This is a genomic window from Shewanella sp. SM29 (assembly GCF_025654245.1).
In the GTDB taxonomy this organism is placed as follows: Bacteria; Pseudomonadota; Gammaproteobacteria; order Enterobacterales; family Shewanellaceae; genus Shewanella; species Shewanella oncorhynchi.
The window spans coordinates 1-23,476 of record NZ_JAKKRN010000042.1 but is presented as its reverse complement, the minus strand read 5'-3'; the positions used below and the strand labels follow the sequence as shown (position 1 = coordinate 23,476).

Genomic DNA, 23,476 nt, shown 5'->3' with positions numbered 1-23,476 from the left:
CCTATTTATTGGGCCGTGGCCTTTTTCAATACGCCTAATACTGTTAATGCCCTTGCTCTTGCTGCACTGTGCTCGACAATCGCACTTGGATAAGCCGTTTTAGTGTTGAATAACGGCTGTTCAAACAAGGACGGTGTATGCGCTGTACTGGGTTGATGTAATTGCTTAATTCCCCAAGATGCGAGCTCTGGTAAATACTTACGGATAAAGCTGCCATCTGGATCAAATTTTTCACTCTGGCTTATAGGATTAAAAATACGGAAATAAGGCTGAGCATCGCAGCCACAACCCGCAGACCACTGCCAGCCGCCATTATTCGCGGCTAAGTCACCATCAATCAGTTTTTGGCGGAAATAACGCTCCCCCCAGCGCCAGTCAATCAGCAGATGTTTAGTCAGGAAACTCGCCACCACCATACGCAGCCGATTGTGCATCCAACCCGTTTGATTGAGTTGGCGCATTGCGGCATCCACAATCGGATAGCCAGTACGACCTTCACACCAAGCAGCAAACTCCTGCGGGTTATTGCGCCACTGCACATGGTCGGCTTGACGATTGAAATTGTGATTCTTAGATAAATCGGGAAATGCCACCAGCAAATGACGGTAAAACTCACGCCAAGTAAGCTCATTTAACCAAGTACGAGCAGGGCTAGTGTCGTCGACAATCACCTCAGGGAATTGATGCAACAGCGTGGCAACGCATTGTCTTGGGCTCACCACACCAATGGCCAGATAGGGTGAAATTGAACTAGTACCATCAATGGCGGGGAAATCCCTATCTTGCTTATAATCCTGCACTTTTTGCAGAATAAATGCTGAGAGTAAACGCTTCGCCTGCCCTTCTCCCGCAGCCCAAAGTTCACTCGACACTTTAGTGACATTGTTAAACAAAAGCGGCTTTGGCTCGGCCAACACAGGTCCAAGTGGCGCCGGAACTGGAAGCGGCAAAATGGCATGGCGGGCGGCAATTTCTCGCCACTTACGGCTAAAAGGAGTGAAAACCTTGTACATGTCGCCGGACAAATTCATCACAGTGCCCGGCTTAAGCAAACAATGCTCATCGGTTAACACCAGAGGAATCCCCGATTGAATACAGGCTTGGTCGCGCTGTTGCTCGTTAATCTCAGGCTCGCGACCAGCAAACACTCGACCAATCCCCTGTTGCTGGCAATAGTGACCGATAAACTCAGGTACATCAGCAAAGGTATCTAGCTGAATTAACTCGAATCCAATACCAAGACTCGCCAGCCCTTGGGCAAGTAAATTGATATGACGTTCGATAAACTCCAACTGAATAGGCGCAACGTCATGGCGCTGCCACTGGGTTGGCGTAGCAATGTAAATCGCCTTAAGTGCCACGCCATTCTCCCGCGCCCAATCGCAAGCGGCGGTTAATGCCTGATTATCGGCAAGGCGTAAATCTTGGCGAAACCACATCAGTGCATTATTGCCCTGCACTTTTATTGGAATTGAATCTATTTGCATTGAATCGTTAGCTAATGTCATTGTTTTTCTCGCTATTTATCTGCTCGCTTTGATTCACGGTATTCATCTTTCCACTGCGCTTACGACTTCTATTCACCTTCCCCGCTAAACGAGATGGCATTTTTCCAATCAAGTCCGTCGTCGAAGACGCCAAAAAAGCAGATAAAAAGCTTAACGTTGGCGCAAAAGGCCCCATAAACCAGCATGGGAAAGCCATTTGTTCCAATACAGTCAGCATTTCAGCCTGTTCAGAACCCGAATGATTTGAGTCGGGAATAAGCAAAAGTGCATCGACGTTAAGCCTGCCTCGCAGCAAAGGTAAACTGCCCATGGCTTGCTCGCCAAGATCAATAACCGATACACGCAGCGACGCCAACTCGAGCGATAGAAGTAGAGAAAACAAAATGTTAGTGCGGGTGGAATTAAGCGAGGTATGTACCCCACGGGATAGACTCACCACAGCGATTCTCGCCGTCACGGCCTGCCCACTAAAGGCATGACGTCCACCCACTCGGTTAAGTAACTCGCTCTTTAACCAAGCAATAATTAACTCGGCATCGAGCCGCTCATTCACTAAGTCCTCGAGTTGATTAAGCCAAGGTTGTAGCAACTTTTCTTTCACCAATTGGAAAGGATATAAGCCAAATGCATCATCTAATATCTGCTGTAATTTGTGCTGATTGAAGTCGAATAATGCCGTATTGAGCGCAGTGACTTGCTCGCTCCATATATCAATGGCTTGGGTTTGAACTATTTCTGTAAACGAAGATTTAGCAGCACTCATCAGCAAAGGTTTAACCTTACTGATCGCAACACCTTTAGCTAGCCATGCATTAATCTCATGGATTTCTTGGATATTTTCGCTCGTATATAATCTGTGTCCCTTGGGTGTACGTGCAGGGATCACTAAGCCAAAACGGCGCTGCCATGCCCTTAAGGTCACGGCATTCACGCCTGTTAAGGCCGACACTTCACCAATGGGGAGTAATATCTCACCATTGGGTTCTGTGTCGGCCGTGTTCTCTATAGTTTGTTTCATATTTCAGTAATAACTCACTAAATCAAAAGCTAAAATCAACTGAATGCGATTTGGTAAACGTTAATAGGCATAGCGCAGCTTTAACGCCTCAGGATGAGGGTTTAAGTACACTTGCTCTTCAATATAAGGTGTTGGAAATTCGCGTAAATAATGGTTAATGAGCGTGATAGGTACTAATAACGGCAATAGACCTTGGCGATATTTCATAATCGCTTCAGACAGTTCTGTCTTTTGCTCTTTGCTCAAATGCTTTTTAAAGTAACCCTGAATATGCTGCAGCGTACTGGTATGATTTTTACGGGTCGCATTAATTTTCAGCGCCGTCATAAAACCTGCAAAGTAGCGGGTCGCGCTTTGCTCAAGATCCTCAATATTGGCCACTATCGGCCCAAGCTCGCGATACCATGTCGGGCTGTGTGCCATCAATAGGTATTTATAGCGGGAATGAAACTTCACTAACTTATGCTTAGTCAGCCCTTCATGTTTCATCAGGTGCCAATCGTGATAGGCATAAACGCGGGTGAAAAAGTTCTCCCGTAGCACCATGTCATGCAAGCGCCCTTCTTCTTCCACGGGCAATAGTGGATATCGTTCCATCAACTTGCGAGCAAATACACCAATGCCAGACTTAGAACCATTGTTAGTGCCAATTTTATACTCTGTTACCCGCTCCATGCCGCAGGTTGGCGACTTAGCGCAAAGCAAGTATCCGCCGAGGAAATCGAGCTCTTCAACCTTGTTTTCGCTGTATTCATTGAGCTTATCGGTCACATCTAAGCTACCGTCACCACTCTGAACTAAGATGGTTTCCCCATCACGGACTAGTCGGATACTTTTCCGGGGTGCACCTAAGCCAATCGCCATTTCAGGACAGATGGGCACATAATCGAAAAATTGCTTAATCTCTTGATTACAATAGGTCGAATTTTTATGTCCACCATCAAAACGAACCTTCTCCCCTAATAGACAAGCGCTGATCCCAATCTGAATTCGCTGCGGGTTAAACTTGTACATAAGTCGACTCCTTGTATCACTATGCTTCTAATTACGGACCATAGTTGTACAAGGATCAAGTTTTTGTATAAATATTTTTTTTAAAGTATCGTTTAACAGTGACTCCTGATAAATCAACCACAAATAAACCTAACTTGGCCTATAACTTGCTAATTCAAATTGCAAAGTTGTCATCAAATAATATTGAAACGTCCAGCAACACACATTAGTTAACCGCTCAACATTTTAAACCGCAGGTGACCAAGGGACAGATTCATATATATAAGGAGTCGGATATGAGCACAATTAACCCTAATAGTTATACCAATACCTTTGCGAAAAGTTATGCCAATGTGCCAATCAAGCAAGTCGAGCCGAGCACTAATGGCCTAGGAACTCGTGCAAATTCAATGACGTCGGCAAATCTAACGTCATCAATAAGCCAAGATACTGTAACGCTCTCCTCTGCTGCATCGGTAACGACAGCCGATACCTATAGCCATCTGGCCCCTAACACCAAACAAGGCTACACGGGTAATGTGCAAGCCATTGCAGGCACGCCTGAACCAGACAAAAGCATCAACAGGTTGGACAAAGCCATGCAGGCTATTTTAGATAACCGTACAGGAGTCGATAGGGATAAAATTAATAAGATAGATGAAGAAATGGCGAAGGTTGCGGCCGATGAAAATCTATCTGAAGAACAAAAAGCCAAGCAACTAGAATTACTGCAAGCGCAAAAATTGGATCTGATTAAAGAATCATCGGAGAAAAATGAAGAGCGGCAACGTCGTATCGAGTCCGAGGTGTATTACAGCTAACGAAGAAATGACCCGCAAAGGAAAAATTTGGCAGTGAAGGAAGTAACAAGTGGGATACAGAGTGTATTTTCTCGGTGAAATATCAGTCTAATCATTTAAAACTAGACTGATATTTTATAATGTCGCTCAATCCGTTACTAAAGACACCAACGCTTAGGATTGTTTTTCTACCTTATTAATACTGCCCTTATACCCAGTTTCGTCGACGGCCTTAAGCAAACTATCTAGATTAAAATCCTCTGGCACTGTCACTAAGGCTTGCTCTGTTTTTAACGAAGCCTTGGCCTTAATCACCCCATCGGTTTTACGCAGCGCTTTATTCACGACAGTGACACACAGCGGACAAGTCATGCCCTTAACATCTAAGGTGACCAGCACGTTTGCCGCCCAGCTCGACGCTGAACACAGGCTCAAGGCGAGAAATAACACTAACTTCATTCAAGCACCTCTAATAACCAAGGTAATACAAAAGGATATGACTGAAATGCCAGCACAACAGGTACAGTTAACCAGTACAGCCACAGCATCTGAGTACGACTCAACGTCGCTGTACACAGTGGCTTTTTAGCAAAATAGAGCCGCCAAAATCCCATCAGAATAAGCCCAGTCGACAGTATCAACATGGGCACTTGCAGCCAGCTCAGTTGCTCAATCCCCGACAGACTTGCGGCCGACACCCCGAACACCAAATAAATAAGCGGTGCAATACAGCATAGGCTTGAAGCAACCGCAGCAAGCACTGCGGCGGCCATAGTCGCGAAGAGGCCCTTAGCGTTGTTCGGTTGACTGGTAGTCATAGGCAAACACTTTAGGCTCATAATAGTTCACGGGATCGCCATCAACTTCGGCATAAGGGTAGCCAAAGTTATTCAGTGGTGTCTGTTCGGCTGTAGGGAATAAATCAAAGTCACGGCCATAGTTAAAGCCAACCCAGTTCATTTCCCAATTGCCAAAGAGGTAATCATTCACGGCCTGAACTGCGGGATCGCTGTGTTCTTTTTTCTCCGTCAAACGCATTTTTGTCACATCAGCAGGATCGGCTGGCAACCAACCATAACCCGCTAAATAGAACATAGCGCGACAATGTTGACCACCACTGACATCGGCAAACCCTTTGTCATCAGCACTACCAAAGGCCTTTTTAGAGTATTCGCCCATCTTGATAGCCTGACCTAAGCGAATCCCAAACATCTCACGGGCAGGGATCCCCACTGCGCGCATTAGCGCCACAAATACTGAGTTAATATCGGTACACTTACCGCCTAACTTGCCACTTTCGAGGATACTTGCTACATCACCCGTACCACAGCCAATCACGCTATTATCGCGAAACATATTAGCGCTAACCCAAAGATAAATCAGTCGTGCTTGCTTCAGTGGTTCAGTCTCGCTGCCAACGATCTTATCTGCTGTTTGCTTCACAATACCATTAATCAGCATGTGTTTAGTCGGCAGCAAATAACGTTCAACATCTGCAGGATAATGTATCTGCTCTGGGGTGCGGTAATGGGTTAAGGCGCCGCTTTTAACGGGTTCCCAATCTATCGTTTCAATATCAAGCTCAACCGTTATTGTCATGTTCGCTTTGGCATCGGGCCAAGTCGCAAACAGGGTTTTGGCGCCATAACTGTTGTTTGAGCTGATATAGGCGTCTTTAAAACTGCCCGTAAAATTCAACTGACTCACCAATTGGAATTGCGTGTCTTCAGGTAAAGGGATCCACAACTTAACCACGCCCTCAGACCCTTCTGGGGCAACAAGATGGTAAGTGTTGGTTAAGATAAAACGGCGGCGTCCATCGCTTGAGCTATGTTCAACGACACTCGATTTAGAGGAAGATGCCAGTACCGGCGTGATAAAACCCGCAGTCGACAAAATAGCCGCACTTTTTAAAAAATTGCGTCTTTGCATTATGACATTCCTTTTATTGGATCATGTTTAGAAAGAAGAGAAACTCAACATAAGAGAGCAAGATTATAGGTGCTATAGCACTGTGCAGCAATCAAGCCGCTAACCATACAGTATAAAACCACTACATCGGAGAAAAAGACTCAGTAAAATATGCTACAGCGCTAGCATACTTATGAAAATGGAATAAATATCGACGTTGACTTAACAAGCATAATCAATGATAGATTTAGAGCATTTTTATGTAAAAAGCCCAATTTTAGTTTAATAAAAAGTATCCATTGCGTTATTTTTATAATCTAAAGGCTAAATAACAACCACATTTAGCTTTGGCTAATATTGTTAATAAAGATAATTATCTCACCACTTTTCACTCAAGCTTTGAGTCTCTCATTTAGCAAAATCAATAATATTCTTTGGCGAATTTTCGAAACAATTTTCAGGGAGAACACAGTCTCACCTGAACAGTTTAATGGTATGGCTGAGTAATCATTCCAAATTTAGAATATTGAACTTACAGTTTTGACTTAAGTTAGCTCGAATTACCTAACGCTTTTTACTCATAAAATATCAAACTTATCTTTCAAAATGAGAGCCAAACCACCATGTTGCAAAAATGTTTAATAAAAGTTTGCGTATGTTTGTACCTGTTCTAGGCTTAAAAACGAATATACTCACTTAAAGGGCTTTTTTATGAAACATAAGCTTTCATTAGGTCTTTGCTCACTTTTGCTCAGCTCCACCGCTTATGCAGAAGTCAACATTTCAGGTTTTGCCTCAGTTGTTGCTGGTCAAGTTCTCGAAGGTTCGGGCGTTGCAGAGTTTGATTTAGGCCCCACCTTTCTCGCCGACTATCCACTCGTTGGCGCCTATGATGAAGATATTAGTTTCAAACCCGATACCTTATTTGGTATTCAATTCTCAGCGGATTTACTCGAAGGTTTATCTGCCACGGCACAGGTTGTTTCCCGCGGGGCTGATGACTTTTCGGCAAGTTTTGAATGGGCTTATCTGTCCTATGAGATCAATGATCATTGGACAGTACAAGGAGGTAAAAAACGCTTACCGCTCTACTATTACAGTGACTTTTTTGATGTGGGATATGCTTATCCTTGGATACGTCCACCCGCAGATAATTACACATGGCAAATATTTAACTACACAGGTGTCAGCGCCTTATATAACTATTTAATTGGCGACTGGACTATGTCTGGACAAGTTTATTACGGTAGCGAAGATAGCGAACCTAATAAGCTTTTATCTGATTTTTTCTTCCTCGAAAATACCCGAGAAGTATGGAAGGATATAGGCGGTATTGTTGTTCAATTCAATAAAGATTGGTTAGATATTCGCCTCACGCATATGCAATACACTAACGAACGTTATATTGGTGGTATTCAGCAGGAATGGAATGGTAGCAACCAACGTACGGGTAAGTTTTATGGCCTATCCGTTAATATAGATTATGAGAATTTCCTTTTTTTATCTGAGCTTAACCGCTTAGATCTCGATGGGAGTAATCTAGATACTTATCTTCTCTCGTTCGGCTATCGTATCGATTCAGTGATGCCTTACATTTCCTATTCGGACTTCAATGATGGTGAAGGCGGTGAAGTTCACCATACAAGTTCTGCAGGTATACGTTGGGATTTCCATCCTTCGGCGGCCTTTAAAATTCAGTATGATGACGTTAAAGATGACGGTGGCCCAGGTATGAAAGTCGCAGGGGATTCGAAATCCATCAGTCTTGGCATTGACTTAGTATTTTAGGAGAGAGAAATGAATAAGTTACTTTGCTTAATCCTACTCAGCTTAGTCTCAATGCCACTATTTGCTGGTGTGGTTGTCATCGTTCATCCCAGTAATGCAGACACTGTCGACCAAAAGGTTATTGAAAATATTTTTCTAGGGAAAACAAAGACCTTTCCTGGTGGAGCGCAGGCCGTGCCAGTCAATCTTGACAGTGCTATGCCCTTAAGGGAAACCTTTGATACTAAAGTGCTGGGCAAGTCATCCAGCCAACTTAAGTCATATTGGTCACAAAAAGTATTTACAGGCAAAGGAACGCCACCCAAGGAAGTCACTAGTGGGGCGGAGATGATAAAATTAGTTGCATCGAACCCCAATATTATTGGCTATATTGATAGTAGTGAGGCCAATGATTCGGTAAAAGTTATTGCCGAGTTTTAGATTGGAGTGCCGAGCTCAAGCTCGGCACAACTTGGGGGCAAGGGATGAATTTCTTTAATGATATTTCTATTTTTAAAAAAGTTATCGCGATATTTATTTTAGCTGTCATCATTTTCGCTTTAAACTTAAGCATTAGTGTCATCTCCATAAATAAAAATCGCACCACACTTAATTATATGGAGCAGCAAGTTTACCAAAGAGTTGAACTCGCCAATCAAAACGTGTTTTTTATCCAACGACTCGATGAACTTTACACTCAATCGGTTTCTTTTGCCGACGAAGACCTGTTAACAAATGCAGGTACTATGTATGAATCTTTACGTAAAAACCTACAACAATTAGATAGTGTCGATCCCTCACAAGCCAATAAACTCAGCAATCTATCCGCTAAATTAACCCGCTATAACGACATGACGATTAAGCTGGCTAAAGGCATGTTGGCGGGTACGATTGATATGGCAAACATTGGCCAGATCAGCCAAGAAAAATCCCAAGCCTATGAAGCTGTACTTAATGAAATACAAGATTACAAACAAAGCAAAGTACTCGAATTTAAACAATCGATAAAAGAAGCTGGCGACAGATCTGCGCAAAGTTTGTGGCTCACCCTCTCCATCGGCATCGCTTTGCTGATCGTGATGTTGATTGTCACTATTGCCATAGCACGCGCTATCAGCTCATCTGCGCGTAATGTCGCCCAGTCACTGAGTGAGCTGGCCGATGGAAAAGGCGATCTTAGTCATCAGCTCAAAGTATCTGGTAGTGATGAACTCGGCCAAGTATCAAGTAACTTCAATCGATTTCTTCGCTTGCTCGGAGATTCTATTCGAAGGGTGGTGAATGTTACCGATCCCTTGCTTGATAGCTCGCGCTCACTGAAACAGCGCATGGAAGATGCGACGCATGCCACCCAGCGGCAAAGCCATGATGCCAGCGCAGTACAAGTCTCAATGGAAGACATGCGTCACTCTGTCATCGAAATCTCGCAAAATGCCCGCCAAGCCGCCAGTGCAGCACAGGTCGCGGAGAAAGAAGCGATGCAAGGTATGACAGTCGTTCAGCGTACCATCGATATTTCACAGCAATTAAATACAGGAATTCAGGCGGCTTCTAACTCGATCAACGAGCTCGCCAGAGATACTGAAAATGTCACCTCTATCTTAAATGTGATTACCTCTATTGCCGAGCAAACCAACCTATTGGCACTTAATGCCGCCATCGAAGCCGCCCGCGCGGGTGAGCAAGGACGAGGCTTTGCCGTAGTCGCTGATGAGGTCCGCGCTCTCGCCTCTAAAACAGCCGATGCAACCACTGAAATTCGCCATGTGTTACAAAACCTTAAAACGGCGGCTATTTCCTCGGTCAATACCATGAATGTGGCGATGTCGAAGTCATCGGAAAATGAAACCAATGCTCAAAATACAGGGAGTGCACTGAAATCAATTCAACAGCAGATTGTCAGTATCAATAGTATGAATACTCACATTGCCTCGGCAACGGAAGAGCAAGCCTCGGTTGCTTCTCAAGTGGTCGATAACGTCGTCAATATGAACGCTTCATTTGAACAGACATTGCAAATTCTGTCGCAGGTTCGCAATGTTTCTGAGGGATTAGTCGATTTTGCCGATGAACTGAAAAACGCCACATCTCAATTCAAACTTTGACCATAGAGCATTATCGAAATGATTGCTCAACATAGAAAACCGGTATTGAGTTTACACTTAATACCGGTTTTTAATTCCTTAAAGCTTATCTTTTTGTACCACTTTATCCGTGTTAACTAAACGCTAAGAAGGGGGATACGCACAGCAATAAGCCTGTGATAATAATGATATACAGCGACACGCCCTTGTACTTATGTAATGCAGGTACTTGGTACACTAAATAAGCGGGGATCAAACAACCGACTAAACCAAAAATTGGACTACAAATCGACGTAAAGCTCAGCACTGGCGCATTCAACACAATCGCGCCCCAAGATAATAGAATGGTAAAAATCATAATGCCGTAACCCACAAGCTTTTTGTTGATACGATCTTCAGGCATATAACGGCGCAGCATGTTCATGGTCAATCCTTGGCAAGCTTCCCTAAAACCAAGATATACGCCAAAGTAAGCCGTCATCACCGCAAAAATATTCAAGGTTAAACTCAGCAATTTCAGTGTTTGTCCCTGCATACCTTGGGCAACCATAGCAAGAGCCGAGATATTTTCTTCCGATGCACGCACGGCTTGATCATGACCCATTGCCAGCGTGAATGACACTGCATAGAAAAACACCACGACAAACAAGACTCCAAAGGCAATATTCATTGCGCGCATCGCTTTAAAGCGCGCTACCGCAAGGGATTTTTCCCGCGAACGGTATGAAATCACCATAGGGCTTAAACTTTGAATAAACAGAATCGATGTTAGCGTAAAGGGCAGCATAACGACCGCATCTTTTAACCAATCTCCCGTGGCTGGGATAGCGCCGATATTATTGATATCCCATTTATCCACCATCAATAACCCTAGCACGGCGACAACGCCCAACTTAGTCAGTACCATAAAAGTAGAGATCTTAAACAAAAGATTCTCACCGCGGGAGGCTAAAGCAACTAAGCCGCAGATCAAGGCTAAACCATAGAAAGGATTTTCTGACAATAACGCTTTAGTGACCCCAAAACTTTGCAAAAATGAAGCACTGTCGTTTGTAATGGCCGTTGAATAAACGAACACCCAAATGACCAGCATGATGAAATACAAACCACCCAACAACATACCCCAGTTTTTACCTAAGTAACCCGAAATCACACTCGGGTAATCCTTACATTCTGGAGATTCTGCTAAGGTATTGATAAACAACCGTTGGAACATATACATGGCAGGATAGCCAATAATGCCAGACAGTAAGAAAACCCATAACCCCATCAAACCGACCTGCACAGGCAAGAATACGATCCCCGCGCCAATCGCCATTCCTATACTCATGATAATCCAGCCCCAATCCGTACTATCGAAGCGGGTATCTGCTTTCCACTGTGCAGCAGTAATTGTTGCATCCATCATTTCACCTTTACCTAGTTGGTATTATTTTGTGCAAATATATTTGAACAAAACAAACTCAGCAATCAAAATACTCAACTTTTGTTGAACAAAGAGTTAAAGCTCACAACTTGACTGAAAACGAGATAAATAGCGCACAAACCGCAGTGACAAATGAAATTCATTAAAAAATAATTGCAATAAAACATAAAAATACAAATAATGTTGCACATACGCCGACCTAGGCATTCAATTTTATTTGCAAGTTGGAGAGACAATGAAAACCATTATTCACGCAGAACGTGTTCCCGCGGCCATTGGCCCTTATTCCCATGGCACAGCCTATGGCAACCTCATTTTTACCTCTGGCCAACTCCCTGTTTGTAAAAAGAAAGGCAGCGTAGTTGACGGTGGGATTACTGAGCAATCGATTCAATCATTAGAGAATCTCAAATACGTGCTCGAAGCGGGTGGTGGCAGCTTAGAAACGGTTCTTAAAACCACTTGTTATCTTGCAGAGATCAGTGACTTTGCCGCCTTTAACGAAGTGTATAAAACCTATTTTAAAACCGACTGCCCAGCTCGTAGCTGTTTTGCAGTGAAGGACCTTCCGCTGGGCGTTAAAGTAGAAGTTGAAGCGATAGCACACGTTAAAATCTAAGCATTAACATAAGGTTGTAAGCTCATGAAACCCCAATGGCAGCAGTATATTCAAATCATTAAACAAGTGGTTAAGCCCGCATTAGGCTGCACAGAGCCCATCGCCGCCGCTTACGCCGCCGCCGTCGCCCGCGCCTTGCTGGGTGTTGAACCCGATTCAATTGCAGTACAAGTGTCTGACAATCTTTATAAAAACTCTATGGGCGTGTTTGTGCCTGGCACAGGCAAAATCGGTCTGGCAATTGCCGCTGCAGCAGGCGCCATTGCGGGTAATCCGGATGCGGGCTTAGAAGTATTGGCCGTGATCACGCCAGAACAAGTCGCTAGAGCACAGGCCCTTATCGATGCGGGCAAGGTGACGGTTGAGCGCACCGAAACAGCAGAATTTATCTATTGTTGTGTCATCGCGAAAAAAGGCGACCGCGAAGCCCTAGTGAAAATCTGCGGCGGCCATACACTGATCGCCGAGAAGCGCCTCAACGGCGAATCCGTCTTCAGTGTCGATAGCACGCAAGCTAAAGCCACTGGTTCCATCTGTGAAGGCGTGGATATCACTATCGAGTCCATTTATCGCTTCGCCGAAGAAGTCCCCTTCGAAGAGATCAAATTCATCCTCGAAGCCTCTGAGCTAAATGGCAAATTATCCGATGAAGGCATGGCGAATCCCTATGGGCTGGAAGTCGGCCGCACCATGAAAAGCGGCATAGCCGCGGGCATTATCGGTGAAGACTTACTGAATAAAATCGTCATGTTAACTGCTGCAGCATCCGATGCTCGCATGGGCGGGGCAAACTTGCCCGCCATGAGTAATCTTGGCAGTGGTAATCAAGGCATAGCGGCAACTATTCCTGTGGTATTGACGGCACAATGTTATAAGGTTTCGGAAGAAAAACTCGCCCGCGCCTTGATTATGAGCCATCTAGGGGCGATTTATATCAAGTCCCATTATCCACCACTGTCGGCATTTTGTGGCAATACCGTCACCAGCGCAGCCGCTTCTATGGCCATGGTGTATTTAGCCGGTGGCTCGTTCGAACAATCCTGTTTCGCGATTCAAAACGTGATCAGCGACAGCTCTGGCATGGTATGTGACGGCGCTAAAGCGTCCTGCGCCATGAAGGTTAGCACTTCATCCAGTGCGGCCGTGCGCTCATTTTTGATGGCGCTCAGTAGTCACAATGTCTCAGGCCAAGGTATTATTGCTACCGATGTAGAGAAAACCATTAAAAACATTGGCAAAATGATCCTCAATGGCATGTCATCCACAGATGTCACTATTATCGATATTATGTCGGCATGATGATTTTAACCCGCTGAATATTTGCGGGTTAATAACTAAAGGTTGAAATTGTGAAACTGCAAGATTTAACGCAAAGTGATCTGGATATTCTGAAATCCATCGAAAATATCGTCGATGGCATCGCTGCCATGTATGGCCAACACACAGAAGTGGTATTGCACAGCCTAGATGCGAAACATCCGTCTGTGGTCAAAATTGCCAATGGCCATGTCACAGGCCGTGAAGTGGGTGCTCCAATAACCAACCTTGCCTTGCTCAAGCTCAAAACCGGTCAGGATATTTCCAACTCTTACCTGACTAAATGTGCCAATGGTAAGACGCTAAGATCAATTACGACGGTGATCCGTAACAGTAAAAATCAACCCATAGGGTTACTGTGTATTAACAGCGACATGGATGCACCACTGCAATCAGTTCTGCGCACTATGATGCCAGAGCAACTCCTTGGCAGCGAACTGACCAGCTCGCCCGAGGTGTTTGCCCGCAATATCGATGAAGCGCTCCATAGCACTATCGACAGTGTGAACCATGAGGTTCGCGCGAATCCCGCGATTTCACCTTCACAAAAGAGTCGCGAAATCGTCAATCAACTCCACGAGTTAGGGATTTTCGAACTCAAGGACAGTGCCCAAGTCGCGGCCACTCGATTGGGGATTTCAGTGCATTCGATTTATCGCTATCTGCGGGAAATCAAAGCCAATCAAGCTTAAAGCGAGAAAAAACTCGCCTAAATAGAAAGGGCTAAGGTGTAAATAACCTTAGCCCTTTCGTTTTATTATTTTTGCACTTGTGATTGCGCTTGTTATTGCGCAGCTTGTCCGCTAAAGCCCATCATATTCCATGCCTGCACTGTGCCATCGGCCATTAAGGCAATGGCATCGAGCAAATTGCTACGAATGTCGCGCATTTGGCTCAAATCAACGGCTTGTTTATCTAATGTTAACGCAGCCTCACCTCCCATCCACACCGCAATCGAACCATCTTGGCGTTTAACCGTAAACCCTAAGCCTGTCGGGAAAATATCCGTTGCTTGGGTAATTTCAGTTTTGGGTCCAGAGTGGCCATCAACCACAGTGCCATCCTGTTTTAAAAAGGCAAACTCCCGCTCATAGGTCACCACTTTACTCACCTGAGTGACTTCTTGATAACGTGGTTGCTTGTCTACCAAGTCCCAACCTTCCCAAGCAATGGCCGTATTATCCCTGCGTAACGCGACAAAACCCTCCTCAAAGGGATAAACCTTGTGCACTTTTTGCAACTTATCCTGTAGGACTGATGTATCGGCACCATTGAATTTACTGCCCCATACGTGCAGTTGACGACTGATGGTTAAGGCGGCAAACGCGCCACGATTTGCATAAATATCAATCACTTTATTGGCGCGTTTTGTAGTAGATAAACGCGCTGGAAACGCGACGTGATACTCAGTCAATTCGCCCTCACCCCAGGTATATACGCTGCCATCCGCCAGCAGCGCCGCAAACCCATGATCCGTGTTGACAACTTTCACGGCAGGCGCTAATTGGCTGAGTTTTGCCAGTTGTTCGCGGCCTTTTTGATCATCGCTGACCCCGCCCCAAGACACTAATTTTCCCGTCGCCGTCCTCGCGGTAAAAGCATTATTGTTGGCATAGAGCAGATCAACATGGTTAAGCTCAGAGGCCACGTGGCGACTATCGCCACCATAAGCGGCATCGCCCCAAGTCACTACTGCTCCCCCCAGCTTTAAAGCAGCAAAGGCACCTTTATTAATCAACACAAAATCAATATTGGTCATCGCAGGCGCAGCATATTGACCCGAGAGCAGTTCGGCTGGTGTTGAATCCAGATTAGACCAACTGACTACACTACCATCTTGTTTGATGGCCGCATAAAGCCCTTCTGCCAACACAAAAGAACGAACGCCTGTCAGCACTTGCTTCATCCCCATCCCCCAAGGGATAAGTTTGTCATCACGGGTTAAGGCCGCAAAACCACAGGTATTCTCTGCCGCGTATAACTCTTTTACATTGACCAGAGGCTCTGCGGCATTATTGATATCGCCACCACATTCAGCATCGCCCCATGCCACCACAGTACCGTCTTGCTTGAGTGCCGCAAATGCACTGAGATTACTGTAGATTTGACTCACTTGGGCTAACTGGGCAGGCATAGGGATTTTGGTAGAATCGTCGGCCACCTCAAGATTGCTCGGGATGGACGTTAATGAATTATTCGCGGTGGATGGTGATCTGTGAGCCAAGATGGTGTCAGAAATTTGCTGTTTTAATTCGGGCGATATATCAGAATCCTGTTTATCTATGAGTAAGTTAACCACATGACCCAAAGCAAAAATCGCCAGCGCTACACCGCCCCACGAAACCTGTTTTTTATCCACAAGTATATCCTTATCGTAACTGCAAACTCTCACTGAGTTTAAACTAGAACATAACGTCGACTGAGTACGCTAAATGTGAACTGTGATTGTAAACAAAACAGGGCTAAAATGACATTGCCCTAAAGTCGAAAGCTGACCAGATTCAAGTAAGATGAGCATATGAGCAAAAAATAAAAGCAGCGTATCTCGCTGCTTTTATTGAATATGATGTTGAGGTAACAAAGGGCTAATCTCTTTTGCCCACTTTCTCTAACCCCCAAACCAGTGCAATCGCCGCTAACATACACACAATGGCGAACAGCAGTTGTGAAGGCTGACCCGTTACTTGCTCAAAATTAAGCGGGGAAATATTTTGCTCCAGCAAAGGTACTTTTTCGCCGTGGGAGTTGGTCCGCCAAGTTAAGATTTCTTTCCATGGCCAAATTTTACCTAAGGTACCTAACATTAATCCGGTTAGAAACACGATAGTGGCATCATGGTATTTACGCAGCAGCGCCGACAATAAATGGCTGAACGTCAGTAATCCCATCACGGCACCAGCAGCAAAACAGGCCAAAATATCCAGCTGAATATTTTTAGCGGCTGCGAGGACCACAGGATATAACCCTAACAATAATAAGATGAAACTGCCTGAAATCCCCGGCAATACCATAGCGCAAATCGCAATCGCGCCGCCGAAAAAGATATTCATGTAACTGGCTTCTACCGCGACCGGATTCAGTACAGTAATCGCCCATGCAGCCAGCACACCAAACGCAAATAAGCCTAAACGTGCCACAGTGAAACCACTCACTTGCTTAAGCATATGCACGACAGAGATAAGAATAAGCCCAAAAAAGAACGACCAGATCGGGATGGGATGTACCGCCAACAACCAAGAAATCAGCTTCGCAAAGGTAAAAATACTGGTCAGGATCCCCGCCAGCAGACTCACTAAAAAGCCACCATTAATATGGGCAAATGCCCCTTTTATGCCCTGCGACTTGATTACGCCCCAAAGGGAAGGATTAATGCGTTTTACACTATCGAGCAAAGTATCGAGAATACCCGTAATAAACGCTATGGTGCCGCCCGAAACGCCAGGCACAACATCAGCAGCGCCCATGGCCATTCCCTTAAAATACGTCAGCAAATATTTCACTGTGAGTCCTTGTAGTTAAATCAACATGCCATTGCCGCTACACGACAAATTGGCCGCAATTATACGGTGTTACACTTAAAACTGCGAAATGAAGTTTACTTAATTAAGCCGACTGGTATTTGTTGTTATCCTAATGTTACACTCATCCGACCAGAGCAACCCAAGCTCAACTTGGAACAGGCTCAAGATAACAACACCCCTTTGCACCATTATTAAGGATGACCATGAGCCAGACAGACTCTTCTAGCACTGCAGAACAAAAACCTAATAAAGTGCTCGCGCTCTACCACAAAACTCGCCGTTATCCCTTCGGCCAAAAACTGTTTTCAATCATGGTTTCACGCATGGCGCCCTATTTCGGCACCATCAAACCACTGATCACTGAATTACGCCTTAATCATTGCGCCTGTTTAATTAAAAAACGCCATGCCGTTCATAATCATATAAAAACTGTGCATGTGATTGCGATTTGTAATGGTCTAGAAATGGCCATGGGCGTGATGGCCGAAGCCTCTATTCCAAAACATTTACGTTGGATACCTAAGGGCATGAGTTTGGATTATACGGCTAAAGCAGGCAGCGATATTTTATGTGTCGCCGAAGTGACCCCAGAGCAATGGACTCCTGGCGATATGCTGGTCCCCGTTACCGCCTACGACACCCAAGGAGTGGTTGTGGTGAAAGGACATATCAAATTGTGGATTTCAGAAAAACCGCAAAAATAAACGCTTTGAATCAAGACTTACACTTAATGTCAGCATTTAAAAAAGGGAGCTTCGCTCCCTTTACTTTTTAACCTCCCGCCGTATTTCGCAAAAACATTCGGAGAACTGAATTGTGCGGCGCCTTGCTCGCTCACGTTTAAGTACGAACTGTTAGATACGAGCTTTTAAAATCGCAGCCCTATCGCAATATAGCAGCACAGTTATGCAAAATATTAAGCAAAATGGCTTGCAGTAAAACGCTCAATTAAACGGATAAAGTCGGCTTCAGCAAGCTTGGCACATTTTAAGGTTTGTTCATGGGATAACTGCACGTCCCCCAACCCTTCTGCCATATTGGTAATGGCGCACACAGCCAACACGGGCAAACCACAATGCGCCGCCGAAATCACCTCTGGCACCACGGACATTCCCACTACATCGCCACCGATGATTTGCATCATGCGGATTTCAGCCGCGGTTTCAAAACACGGGCCAGAGTAAGACACAAAGACCCCTTGATTCACTTCAATGCCGGCGGCATTTGCGACACTTAAGGCTTCTGATCTCAGGTCTTTATCATAAGCATTGGCTAGGCTAAAAAAGCGTGGGCCGTAGCTATCATCATTCGCGCCCGTCATGGGCGTACCCGGCATAGTGTTGATGTGATCGCTGAAAATAACTAATGATCCCACGCCGATCCGCTCTGGCCGTAATGACCCCGCAGCGTTAGTCACGAGTAACAATTCACACCCTAAACGTTTGAAAGTACGCACAGGCGTCGTCATCACCTTCATACTTTGGTGCTCGTAAAAATGCCCGCGGCCTTTCATGCACACTATATCGATGCCATGTAAGCTGCCGAGCACAAGCTCTCCAGAGTGGCCGACGACGGTACTCACAGGAAAACCGTCTAACTCTTCATAGGGGATCACTACTTTGTTATCTAAATTATCGGCAAACGCGCCAAGCCCTGAGCCCAAAATCATAGCAGCACGGGGAGAGAAATTCGGTTTACAGGCTCGAATCGTCGCAAGGGCATTAATAACAGGATCATGGCTCATACAAGGTACCTCATAGCAAAAGAATGAAAGAGTAAGCGACCCTCAGTATAAGCGGGCTTAGGATTGCAAATAATCGCGATTAACCGCACTATTGTGCTGATAAAAAGGACAATAGCTGAAAATAGTGAGCCTAAAATGAGCACGATAAACGCATCAGAACTCGTCACCTTGAAGATGCTGCGGTATTTTCATCGAGTGGCTGAAGTGAAAAACTTTACCGCTGCCGCCGAGCAACTGCATTTATCGAAATCTCCGCTGAGCGCACAAATCAAAGAGTTAGAATCGCTCCTTGGCGTTGACCTGTTAACCCGCAGCACTCGTCAGGTCGAACTCACGCCCTATGGCCAATTGTTAAGAGAGAAGTGCGAGCAAATATTCGAACTGGTGAATACCTCATTGGAACAAGTGGCTCAGCTTGGGCGACTCGATAGAAACCATATTCGGATTGGCATCATGAGCTCGCTGTTTTGGATGGGATTTGGTGACATACTGAAAAGCTTTCGTAAGCAATGCCCTGATAATGAGCTGATATTTCAAGAGTTATCACCTGAAACTCAAAAAGTCGCCTTAGCACATCAAGAAATCGATTTTGGCCTAGTGCGCTACGCCGACACCTTAAATTTGCCGCACCTTCTCGCCGAAACTATCACCAGCGAACCTATGGTGTTAGCACTGGCAAGTAAGCATCCCTTAGCCAGACGCAAAAGCATCGACTTGAGTGAACTCAAAGATGAGCCTTTTACCTTACTCAGCCGTGCCAATTCCGCCTCTAGCGATTTAATTATCGCCAGCTGTCAGGCCACAGGATTTAGGCCGCAATTAGTACAGGAAATGGTCGAGCCCAATAGCTTGATGGCCATCATCGCTGGTGATAACAGAGTATCCATAGTGCCGCAAAGTTATGCTTCACAACCTTGGCCTAGGGTAAAATTTATTAAATTAAAACAAACCATCCCCGCCGATATCTGCCTGATTTATCGGCCAGAAATGGCTTCGCTGCCGATTATCGATAGCCTGAGGAACTTATTGAAGCAACAAATTAAAACCATTTAGATTGTCTCCCAAACGAGTGCTATGCTGAGTGCAATACTCAGGGTTCATATTTTAAGGATATCAAGATGGATGAATTTTTAGCGGCAGCCATTGAAGAAGCCAAACAAGGACTCGCCGAGGGCGGCATCCCCATTGGTTCGGTATTAGTGATCGATGGCAAAATCGTCGGGCGCGGCCACAATAAACGGGTACAAAAAGGCAGTTCAGTACTGCATGCCGAAATGGATTGTCTCGAAAATGCCGGCCGATTTAGCGCCGCCGAGTACCAAAGAGCGACCTTGTATTCCACCCTATCGCCCTGCGATATGTGCAGCGGCGCAGTATTACTTTATGGCATACCAAAAGTCATCGTCGGTGAAAACGCTACCTTCCAAGGGCCTGAAGCCTATGTAAAATCCCGCGGTGTGGATGTCACTGTGGTCGATAATGCCGAGTGCAAACAATTGATGCAGAACTTTATCGCCAGTAATCCCACACTCTGGAACGAAGATATCGGCGAGTAATGGTTCGACAGTCTTCTCAATCCGTTTTTGCTTTTTTGTATTTCACTTTTTACGTTGGCGCTAGTTCACTTTCTACCTTTCCTGTATTTTACTTTTTGTGTTGGCTGTATTTCATTGGGGGCTAGCGCCTGCTAGGCTAGCCCTCCCAAATTCCAGTGAAAAGTGGAACATGTCTACTAGCGAAAGGAACTCAGCTAACGTGTCAGCAAACTTACCTAAAGACCCTTGGTCAAGATCAGACTCCACGCAGCCTGTCGTCATGGCGATACCCGCACAGCGTAATGCCAACCTCGATGCTATTCGCGGCTTAGCTGTGTTGGGGATATTTTTTATGAATATCTATTTTATGGGCATTACTTTTTTTGGCTATGCGCCCCATGAAACACAGCCGCTGTCGGATCACATTATCAAAGTGTTCAGTAACTTTTTCATCGAGGCACGCTTTATCAGTCTGTTTTCCATCTTGTTTGGTGTCGGGCTTTTTATTCAATATCAGCGATTTAGCGCCAAAGGCCTAGAAGCTTATTCCCTACTGCGATCACGTTTAAAATGGTTAATTGTATTTGGCCTACTCCACGGCATTTTTATTTGGTCAGGTGATATTTTATTCACCTATGGCATCAGCGGATTTTTAGCTTTGTGTTACAAAGATTTAAGTGTTGAAGCCCTTAAGCGCAAAGCGAATATTTTTATTTTAAGCGCCTTAGTTATCATTACGCTGGTTAGCCTTACGGGCAGCGATGAACCTTTCACTCGAGAATCGAGTCTATTTGCAGAGCAATACAGTGCATGGACCTCTAGCTATGCCGACCAACTATTACTGCAATTGATGCAAGTTGGCTATATGGCACTGGTGATCCCTTTTACCATAATGTGGTTTACAGCTGGCTTGATGTTGCTCGGCATGGCCTTGTATCAACAGGGGACTTTTGAGCGGGGTTTTAGCAAATCGGTACTGGTAAAGTTAGTGCTAGCAAGCGTAACGCTATCACTGCTTGATACCATCTTAGGTTTAACGAAAAATACTATTCTCGTTGCGTTTTCAGATGTGTTAATCATGCTAAGTGCTATTCCTATGGCGCTGATTTACATCCACATTATAGTTAAGGTTTGCCAGAATAATCCTAATATACTGACTCCGCTGCAAAATATTGGCAAACTCGCATTTAGTCTCTATATTCTGCAATCCATCGTTGGCGTGTTAGTGTTTAGACACTTAGCTCCCGAATTGCTATTGAGCTTAGATAGATGGGGATACATGGCCATGGCGCTGGTTTATTCAGTAGTGCAATTACTGTTAGCCAGCCTGTACTTACACTATTTCAAACAAGGGCCGCTAGAGAAACTGTGGCGCCACCTCGCGTTTAAAAAATACACGGAATCACAAGAACACAAGCAAGCTTAAAAACACTGACACGAGATTGATACCAGATAATGACGAACAAAAAAACTACTAAAACGGGCAACAGCGCTTCACCTCAAACCAATCGTTCTCAAAGGAGTCGAGCACAAAGCGGTCGCGCTCAGAACAGTCGCACACAAAACAATCGCGCCCAAAGTAGTCGCGCTCAAAAATCCAATACAGCCGATTCAGGCTCAAGCCTTATGCCGCTGTTATTGGTGGTGATTTTTCTTGCTGGCTTAATCGGCGCAGCACAGCAACATATGCTGCCAGTCGGGATTGCGGGCATGTACCTCACGCTAAGCCTGCTCACCTTTATCGCCTATGCCATTGATAAATCCGCCGCTAAACGTAATAAATGGCGCACTAAAGAAAGCACATTACATCTGCTCGCTCTCATGGGCGGTTGGCCCGGCGCTCTATTTGCCCAAAACCTGTTAAGACACAAGTCCATTAAAGCCTCATTTAGAAACGTCTTTTGGCTCACCGTTGTCGCCAACTTAGCCGTGCTGGGTTATGGCATAAAAACTGGCGCCGTAGATATATTTATCTAGCAAGCAATGGATTCTATGAAAATCAAAAGTTTGTCACTAAAACGCTTTAACTTATTTTAATATAAAAACAAAAGGTTAAATTATGAAAAAATTTTTAGTTGCAGTTTTGGGTGTTGCAATACTATCGGGTTGTGCCGCACCTCGCTATACAGCAAAACCAATAGAAACAAATACTAACAATGTAGAAATAGTCATTATTAAGGATAAAGAAACACGTGACGGCTTCCAAGAAACAATGGAGACATGGCTAAAAGCAAATAATTACACCTACACAGTGCAGCCTGATGGTTCTAAACATGATTTAAATAAACTCACATTAGAATATGAAGGTAATTGGACTTGGGACTTGGCATTATATTTAAAAAGCGCTGAAATTAACGCATTTCAGAATGGCCAAAGAGTTGGCAGTGTTAAGTTTCAAGTACCCTATACTGCGAACCCGAGTAAGTTTGGTAATGCTGCGAATCGTATTAGCTATATGATGTCAGCTCTATTTGGTCAAATCACCGCTGATGAAGCAACAAAAAAAGTAAATGGTTCAAGCGATTAATATCATTGAAACCTTAACTAAAAAACAGGGTAATCATTGAATTACCCTGTTTAGTTTTGCACTGTTTATTATCTTTAAAACCAACTCAACGCGATACTGATAATCACGCCAGTGATCATCAATTGCATTAAACAAAAGCCCATAATATCCCGCGCTTTTAAGCCTGCAATCGCCAGCACGGGCAGTGCCCAGAAAGGTTGAATCAAGTTAGTCCACGCATCTCCCCAAGCAACGGCCATTGCGACCCGAGCGACATCTGCACCTAAAGCCTGTGCGGCGGGTAGCATAATCGGTGCCTGCACCGCCCATTGGCCACCTCCCGATGGCACAAAAATATTCACAATTCCTGCACTGATAAAGCTCCAAAATGGCAGGCTCTCGGCGCTAGCGATGGCCACAAAACCTTCCGAAATACTTTGAGCTAAACCCGATTGCACCATCACAGCCATAATGCCCGCATCTAGCGAATCCCCACATAAATTCGATGGGATTCAAATAAGTAGACACGCATGATGCTGTTTGATCTAATCAATTTCGCCAAAAACCTACTAGATCCAACATCATGCGTGATATCGACATATTACACGATTTACTCAAAAAACAATGCCCTCAAATACACCAAAAACGCCTTAATTCTCTGATGGTTGCTACTGAGTCTTTACTCGATGGCAATCAACTCTCGTTAACCCAGTTAGGACGGAACATA

Annotated in this window: 23 protein-coding genes and 2 pseudogenes; 14 read left to right on the top strand and 11 right to left on the bottom strand. The window is 44.8% G+C overall.

The window, feature by feature from the left end; all coding sequences use genetic code 11:
• Positions 1-5: 5 nt before the first annotated feature.
• From phrB to L5L77_RS20435, 3 genes are read right to left on the bottom strand one after another with little or no spacing between them, the layout of a single operon-like run.
• On the bottom strand, positions 6-1,508 hold the full coding sequence (gene phrB / locus L5L77_RS20445) for a deoxyribodipyrimidine photo-lyase (RefSeq protein ID WP_263185735.1): 1,503 nt from the start codon (positions 1,506-1,508) through the stop codon (positions 6-8).
• Positions 1,495-2,526 (bottom strand): MerR family transcriptional regulator, encoded by a 1,032-nt coding sequence (locus tag L5L77_RS20440; protein WP_263185734.1) that lies wholly within the window; start codon positions 2,524-2,526, stop codon positions 1,495-1,497. Before L5L77_RS20440 ends, phrB begins: the two co-directional genes overlap by 14 nt.
• A gap of 60 nt (positions 2,527-2,586) precedes the next feature.
• Positions 2,587-3,540 (bottom strand): YbgA family protein, encoded by a 954-nt coding sequence (locus tag L5L77_RS20435; protein ID WP_263185733.1) that lies wholly within the window; start codon positions 3,538-3,540, stop codon positions 2,587-2,589.
• A 275-nt stretch (positions 3,541-3,815) separates the two neighbouring features.
• Between L5L77_RS20435 and L5L77_RS20430 the strand changes: the two genes are divergently transcribed.
• Positions 3,816-4,340 carry a hypothetical protein gene (locus L5L77_RS20430; protein WP_263185732.1) on the top strand — a complete coding sequence of 175 codons (525 nt, stop codon included), beginning with the start codon at positions 3,816-3,818 and terminating at the stop codon, positions 4,338-4,340.
• Positions 4,341-4,493: 153 nt separating this feature from the next.
• Here L5L77_RS20430 and L5L77_RS20425 read toward each other — a convergent pair whose 3' ends face one another.
• The 3 genes from L5L77_RS20425 to L5L77_RS20415 are packed head-to-tail and all read right to left on the bottom strand — an operon-like array spanning position 4,494 to position 6,251.
• Positions 4,494-4,778 carry a heavy-metal-associated domain-containing protein gene (locus L5L77_RS20425; RefSeq protein WP_028761311.1) on the bottom strand — a complete coding sequence of 95 codons (285 nt, stop codon included), beginning with the start codon at positions 4,776-4,778 and terminating at the stop codon, positions 4,494-4,496.
• Positions 4,775-5,092, bottom strand: coding sequence for a hypothetical protein (locus L5L77_RS20420; protein WP_317629719.1), 318 nt, complete (start codon positions 5,090-5,092; stop codon positions 4,775-4,777). The genes L5L77_RS20425 and L5L77_RS20420 overlap by 4 nt, the downstream gene beginning before the upstream one ends.
• A 16-nt stretch (positions 5,093-5,108) precedes the next feature.
• A complete protein-coding gene (locus L5L77_RS20415; RefSeq protein ID WP_168823017.1) occupies positions 5,109-6,251 on the bottom strand; it encodes a transglutaminase-like domain-containing protein in 1,143 nt (380 codons plus the stop codon).
• Between the two features lie 690 nt (positions 6,252-6,941).
• Here L5L77_RS20415 and L5L77_RS20410 point away from each other — a divergent pair.
• The 3 genes from L5L77_RS20410 to L5L77_RS20400 are packed head-to-tail and all read left to right on the top strand — an operon-like array spanning position 6,942 to position 10,102.
• The gene (locus L5L77_RS20410) at positions 6,942-8,018 is read left to right on the top strand and encodes a porin (RefSeq protein WP_168823015.1); all 1,077 of its coding nucleotides are present in this window, start codon (positions 6,942-6,944) and stop codon (positions 8,016-8,018) included.
• A 9-nt stretch (positions 8,019-8,027) separates the two neighbouring features.
• Positions 8,028-8,438, top strand: coding sequence for a phosphate ABC transporter substrate-binding protein (locus L5L77_RS20405; protein WP_105251847.1), 411 nt, complete (start codon positions 8,028-8,030; stop codon positions 8,436-8,438).
• A gap of 44 nt (positions 8,439-8,482) precedes the next feature.
• Entirely contained in the window at positions 8,483-10,102 is a 1,620-nt protein-coding gene (locus tag L5L77_RS20400) for a methyl-accepting chemotaxis protein (protein ID WP_168823013.1), read from the top strand.
• A gap of 112 nt (positions 10,103-10,214) precedes the next feature.
• Here L5L77_RS20400 and L5L77_RS20395 read toward each other — a convergent pair whose 3' ends face one another.
• Positions 10,215-11,486: an amino acid permease gene (locus L5L77_RS20395; protein WP_028761316.1), complete on the bottom strand. Its 1,272-nt coding sequence runs from the start codon at positions 11,484-11,486 to the stop codon at positions 10,215-10,217.
• 256 nt (positions 11,487-11,742) lie between these two features.
• On the opposite strand from L5L77_RS20395, the gene L5L77_RS20390 reads away from it, so the two are divergent.
• The 3 genes from L5L77_RS20390 to L5L77_RS20380 are packed head-to-tail and all read left to right on the top strand — an operon-like array spanning position 11,743 to position 14,135.
• A complete protein-coding gene (locus L5L77_RS20390; RefSeq protein WP_263223374.1) occupies positions 11,743-12,126 on the top strand; it encodes a RidA family protein in 384 nt (127 codons plus the stop codon).
• A 24-nt stretch (positions 12,127-12,150) separates the two neighbouring features.
• Positions 12,151-13,425, top strand: a complete 1,275-nt coding sequence (locus L5L77_RS20385) for a serine dehydratase subunit alpha family protein (RefSeq protein ID WP_263204367.1) — start codon at positions 12,151-12,153, stop codon at positions 13,423-13,425.
• Between the two features lie 50 nt (positions 13,426-13,475).
• A complete protein-coding gene (locus L5L77_RS20380) occupies positions 13,476-14,135 on the top strand; it encodes a transcriptional regulator (RefSeq protein WP_113939392.1) in 660 nt (219 codons plus the stop codon).
• Positions 14,136-14,227: 92 nt separating this feature from the next.
• Here the strand turns inward: L5L77_RS20380 and L5L77_RS20375 are convergent, their stop codons facing one another.
• Together L5L77_RS20375 and L5L77_RS20370 are read right to left on the bottom strand one after the other, a co-directional pair.
• Positions 14,228-15,802, bottom strand: a complete 1,575-nt coding sequence (locus L5L77_RS20375; protein ID WP_263185728.1) for a hypothetical protein — start codon at positions 15,800-15,802, stop codon at positions 14,228-14,230.
• Between the two features lie 226 nt (positions 15,803-16,028).
• Positions 16,029-16,943, bottom strand: a complete 915-nt coding sequence (locus L5L77_RS20370; RefSeq protein ID WP_198573749.1) for a DUF368 domain-containing protein — start codon at positions 16,941-16,943, stop codon at positions 16,029-16,031.
• A gap of 224 nt (positions 16,944-17,167) precedes the next feature.
• Here L5L77_RS20370 and L5L77_RS20365 point away from each other — a divergent pair, with 224 nt between their 5' ends.
• Entirely contained in the window at positions 17,168-17,668 is a 501-nt protein-coding gene (locus L5L77_RS20365) for a hotdog fold domain-containing protein (RefSeq protein ID WP_198573750.1), read from the top strand.
• 212 nt (positions 17,669-17,880) lie between these two features.
• Here L5L77_RS20365 and xapA read toward each other — a convergent pair whose 3' ends face one another.
• Positions 17,881-18,708: a xanthosine phosphorylase gene (gene xapA, locus L5L77_RS20360; RefSeq protein ID WP_263185726.1), complete on the bottom strand. Its 828-nt coding sequence runs from the start codon at positions 18,706-18,708 to the stop codon at positions 17,881-17,883.
• 135 nt (positions 18,709-18,843) lie between these two features.
• On the opposite strand from xapA, the gene L5L77_RS20355 reads away from it, so the two are divergent.
• From L5L77_RS20355 to L5L77_RS20335, 5 genes are all read left to right on the top strand, one after another.
• A complete protein-coding gene (locus L5L77_RS20355; RefSeq protein WP_263223373.1) occupies positions 18,844-19,761 on the top strand; it encodes a LysR family transcriptional regulator in 918 nt (305 codons plus the stop codon).
• 65 nt (positions 19,762-19,826) lie between these two features.
• On the top strand, positions 19,827-20,264 hold the full coding sequence (locus L5L77_RS20350) for a nucleoside deaminase (protein ID WP_131523617.1): 438 nt from the start codon (positions 19,827-19,829) through the stop codon (positions 20,262-20,264).
• 199 nt (positions 20,265-20,463) lie between these two features.
• Positions 20,464-21,669 carry a DUF418 domain-containing protein gene (locus L5L77_RS20345; protein WP_263223372.1) on the top strand — a complete coding sequence of 402 codons (1,206 nt, stop codon included), beginning with the start codon at positions 20,464-20,466 and terminating at the stop codon, positions 21,667-21,669.
• 29 nt (positions 21,670-21,698) lie between these two features.
• The gene (locus L5L77_RS20340) at positions 21,699-22,220 is read left to right on the top strand and encodes a DUF1294 domain-containing protein (RefSeq protein WP_263223371.1); all 522 of its coding nucleotides are present in this window, start codon (positions 21,699-21,701) and stop codon (positions 22,218-22,220) included.
• Between the two features lie 82 nt (positions 22,221-22,302).
• A complete protein-coding gene (locus tag L5L77_RS20335) occupies positions 22,303-22,770 on the top strand; it encodes an Sbal_3080 family lipoprotein (RefSeq protein ID WP_012587132.1) in 468 nt (155 codons plus the stop codon).
• 74 nt (positions 22,771-22,844) lie between these two features.
• Here L5L77_RS20335 and L5L77_RS20330 read toward each other — a convergent pair.
• Positions 22,845-23,228: pseudogene (locus L5L77_RS20330) on the bottom strand (TIGR00366 family protein); the annotation flags it as partial.
• A 104-nt stretch (positions 23,229-23,332) separates the two neighbouring features.
• On the opposite strand from L5L77_RS20330, the pseudogene L5L77_RS20325 reads away from it, so the two are divergent.
• A pseudogene (locus L5L77_RS20325) lies at positions 23,333-23,476 on the top strand (IS4 family transposase); the annotation flags it as partial.

What these genes read in the sequence shown, in the direction of transcription:
- phrB (WP_263185735.1), bottom strand. Translation starts at nt 1,508, where the DNA reads ATGACATTAGCTAACGATTCAATGCAAATAGATTCAATTCCAATAAAA.
- L5L77_RS20435 (WP_263185733.1), bottom strand. Translation starts at nt 3,540, where the DNA reads ATGTACAAGTTTAACCCGCAGCGAATTCAGATTGGGATCAGCGCTTGT.
- L5L77_RS20420 (WP_317629719.1), bottom strand. Translation starts at nt 5,092, where the DNA reads ATGGCCGCCGCAGTGCTTGCTGCGGTTGCTTCAAGCCTATGCTGTATT.
- L5L77_RS20385 (WP_263204367.1), top strand. Translation starts at nt 12,151, where the DNA reads ATGAAACCCCAATGGCAGCAGTATATTCAAATCATTAAACAAGTGGTT.
- xapA (WP_263185726.1), bottom strand. Translation starts at nt 18,708, where the DNA reads ATGAGCCATGATCCTGTTATTAATGCCCTTGCGACGATTCGAGCCTGT.
- L5L77_RS20355 (WP_263223373.1), top strand. Translation starts at nt 18,844, where the DNA reads ATGAGCACGATAAACGCATCAGAACTCGTCACCTTGAAGATGCTGCGG.
- L5L77_RS20350 (WP_131523617.1), top strand. Translation starts at nt 19,827, where the DNA reads ATGGATGAATTTTTAGCGGCAGCCATTGAAGAAGCCAAACAAGGACTC.
- L5L77_RS20405 (WP_105251847.1), top strand. Translation starts at nt 8,028, where the DNA reads ATGAATAAGTTACTTTGCTTAATCCTACTCAGCTTAGTCTCAATGCCA.
- L5L77_RS20395 (WP_028761316.1), bottom strand. Translation starts at nt 11,486, where the DNA reads ATGGATGCAACAATTACTGCTGCACAGTGGAAAGCAGATACCCGCTTC.
- L5L77_RS20400 (WP_168823013.1), top strand. Translation starts at nt 8,483, where the DNA reads ATGAATTTCTTTAATGATATTTCTATTTTTAAAAAAGTTATCGCGATA.
- L5L77_RS20335 (WP_012587132.1), top strand. Translation starts at nt 22,303, where the DNA reads ATGAAAAAATTTTTAGTTGCAGTTTTGGGTGTTGCAATACTATCGGGT.
- L5L77_RS20365 (WP_198573750.1), top strand. Translation starts at nt 17,168, where the DNA reads ATGAGCCAGACAGACTCTTCTAGCACTGCAGAACAAAAACCTAATAAA.
- L5L77_RS20390 (WP_263223374.1), top strand. Translation starts at nt 11,743, where the DNA reads ATGAAAACCATTATTCACGCAGAACGTGTTCCCGCGGCCATTGGCCCT.
- L5L77_RS20440 (WP_263185734.1), bottom strand. Translation starts at nt 2,526, where the DNA reads ATGAAACAAACTATAGAGAACACGGCCGACACAGAACCCAATGGTGAG.
- L5L77_RS20425 (WP_028761311.1), bottom strand. Translation starts at nt 4,778, where the DNA reads ATGAAGTTAGTGTTATTTCTCGCCTTGAGCCTGTGTTCAGCGTCGAGC.
- L5L77_RS20415 (WP_168823017.1), bottom strand. Translation starts at nt 6,251, where the DNA reads ATGCAAAGACGCAATTTTTTAAAAAGTGCGGCTATTTTGTCGACTGCG.
- L5L77_RS20410 (WP_168823015.1), top strand. Translation starts at nt 6,942, where the DNA reads ATGAAACATAAGCTTTCATTAGGTCTTTGCTCACTTTTGCTCAGCTCC.
- L5L77_RS20430 (WP_263185732.1), top strand. Translation starts at nt 3,816, where the DNA reads ATGAGCACAATTAACCCTAATAGTTATACCAATACCTTTGCGAAAAGT.
- L5L77_RS20340 (WP_263223371.1), top strand. Translation starts at nt 21,699, where the DNA reads ATGACGAACAAAAAAACTACTAAAACGGGCAACAGCGCTTCACCTCAA.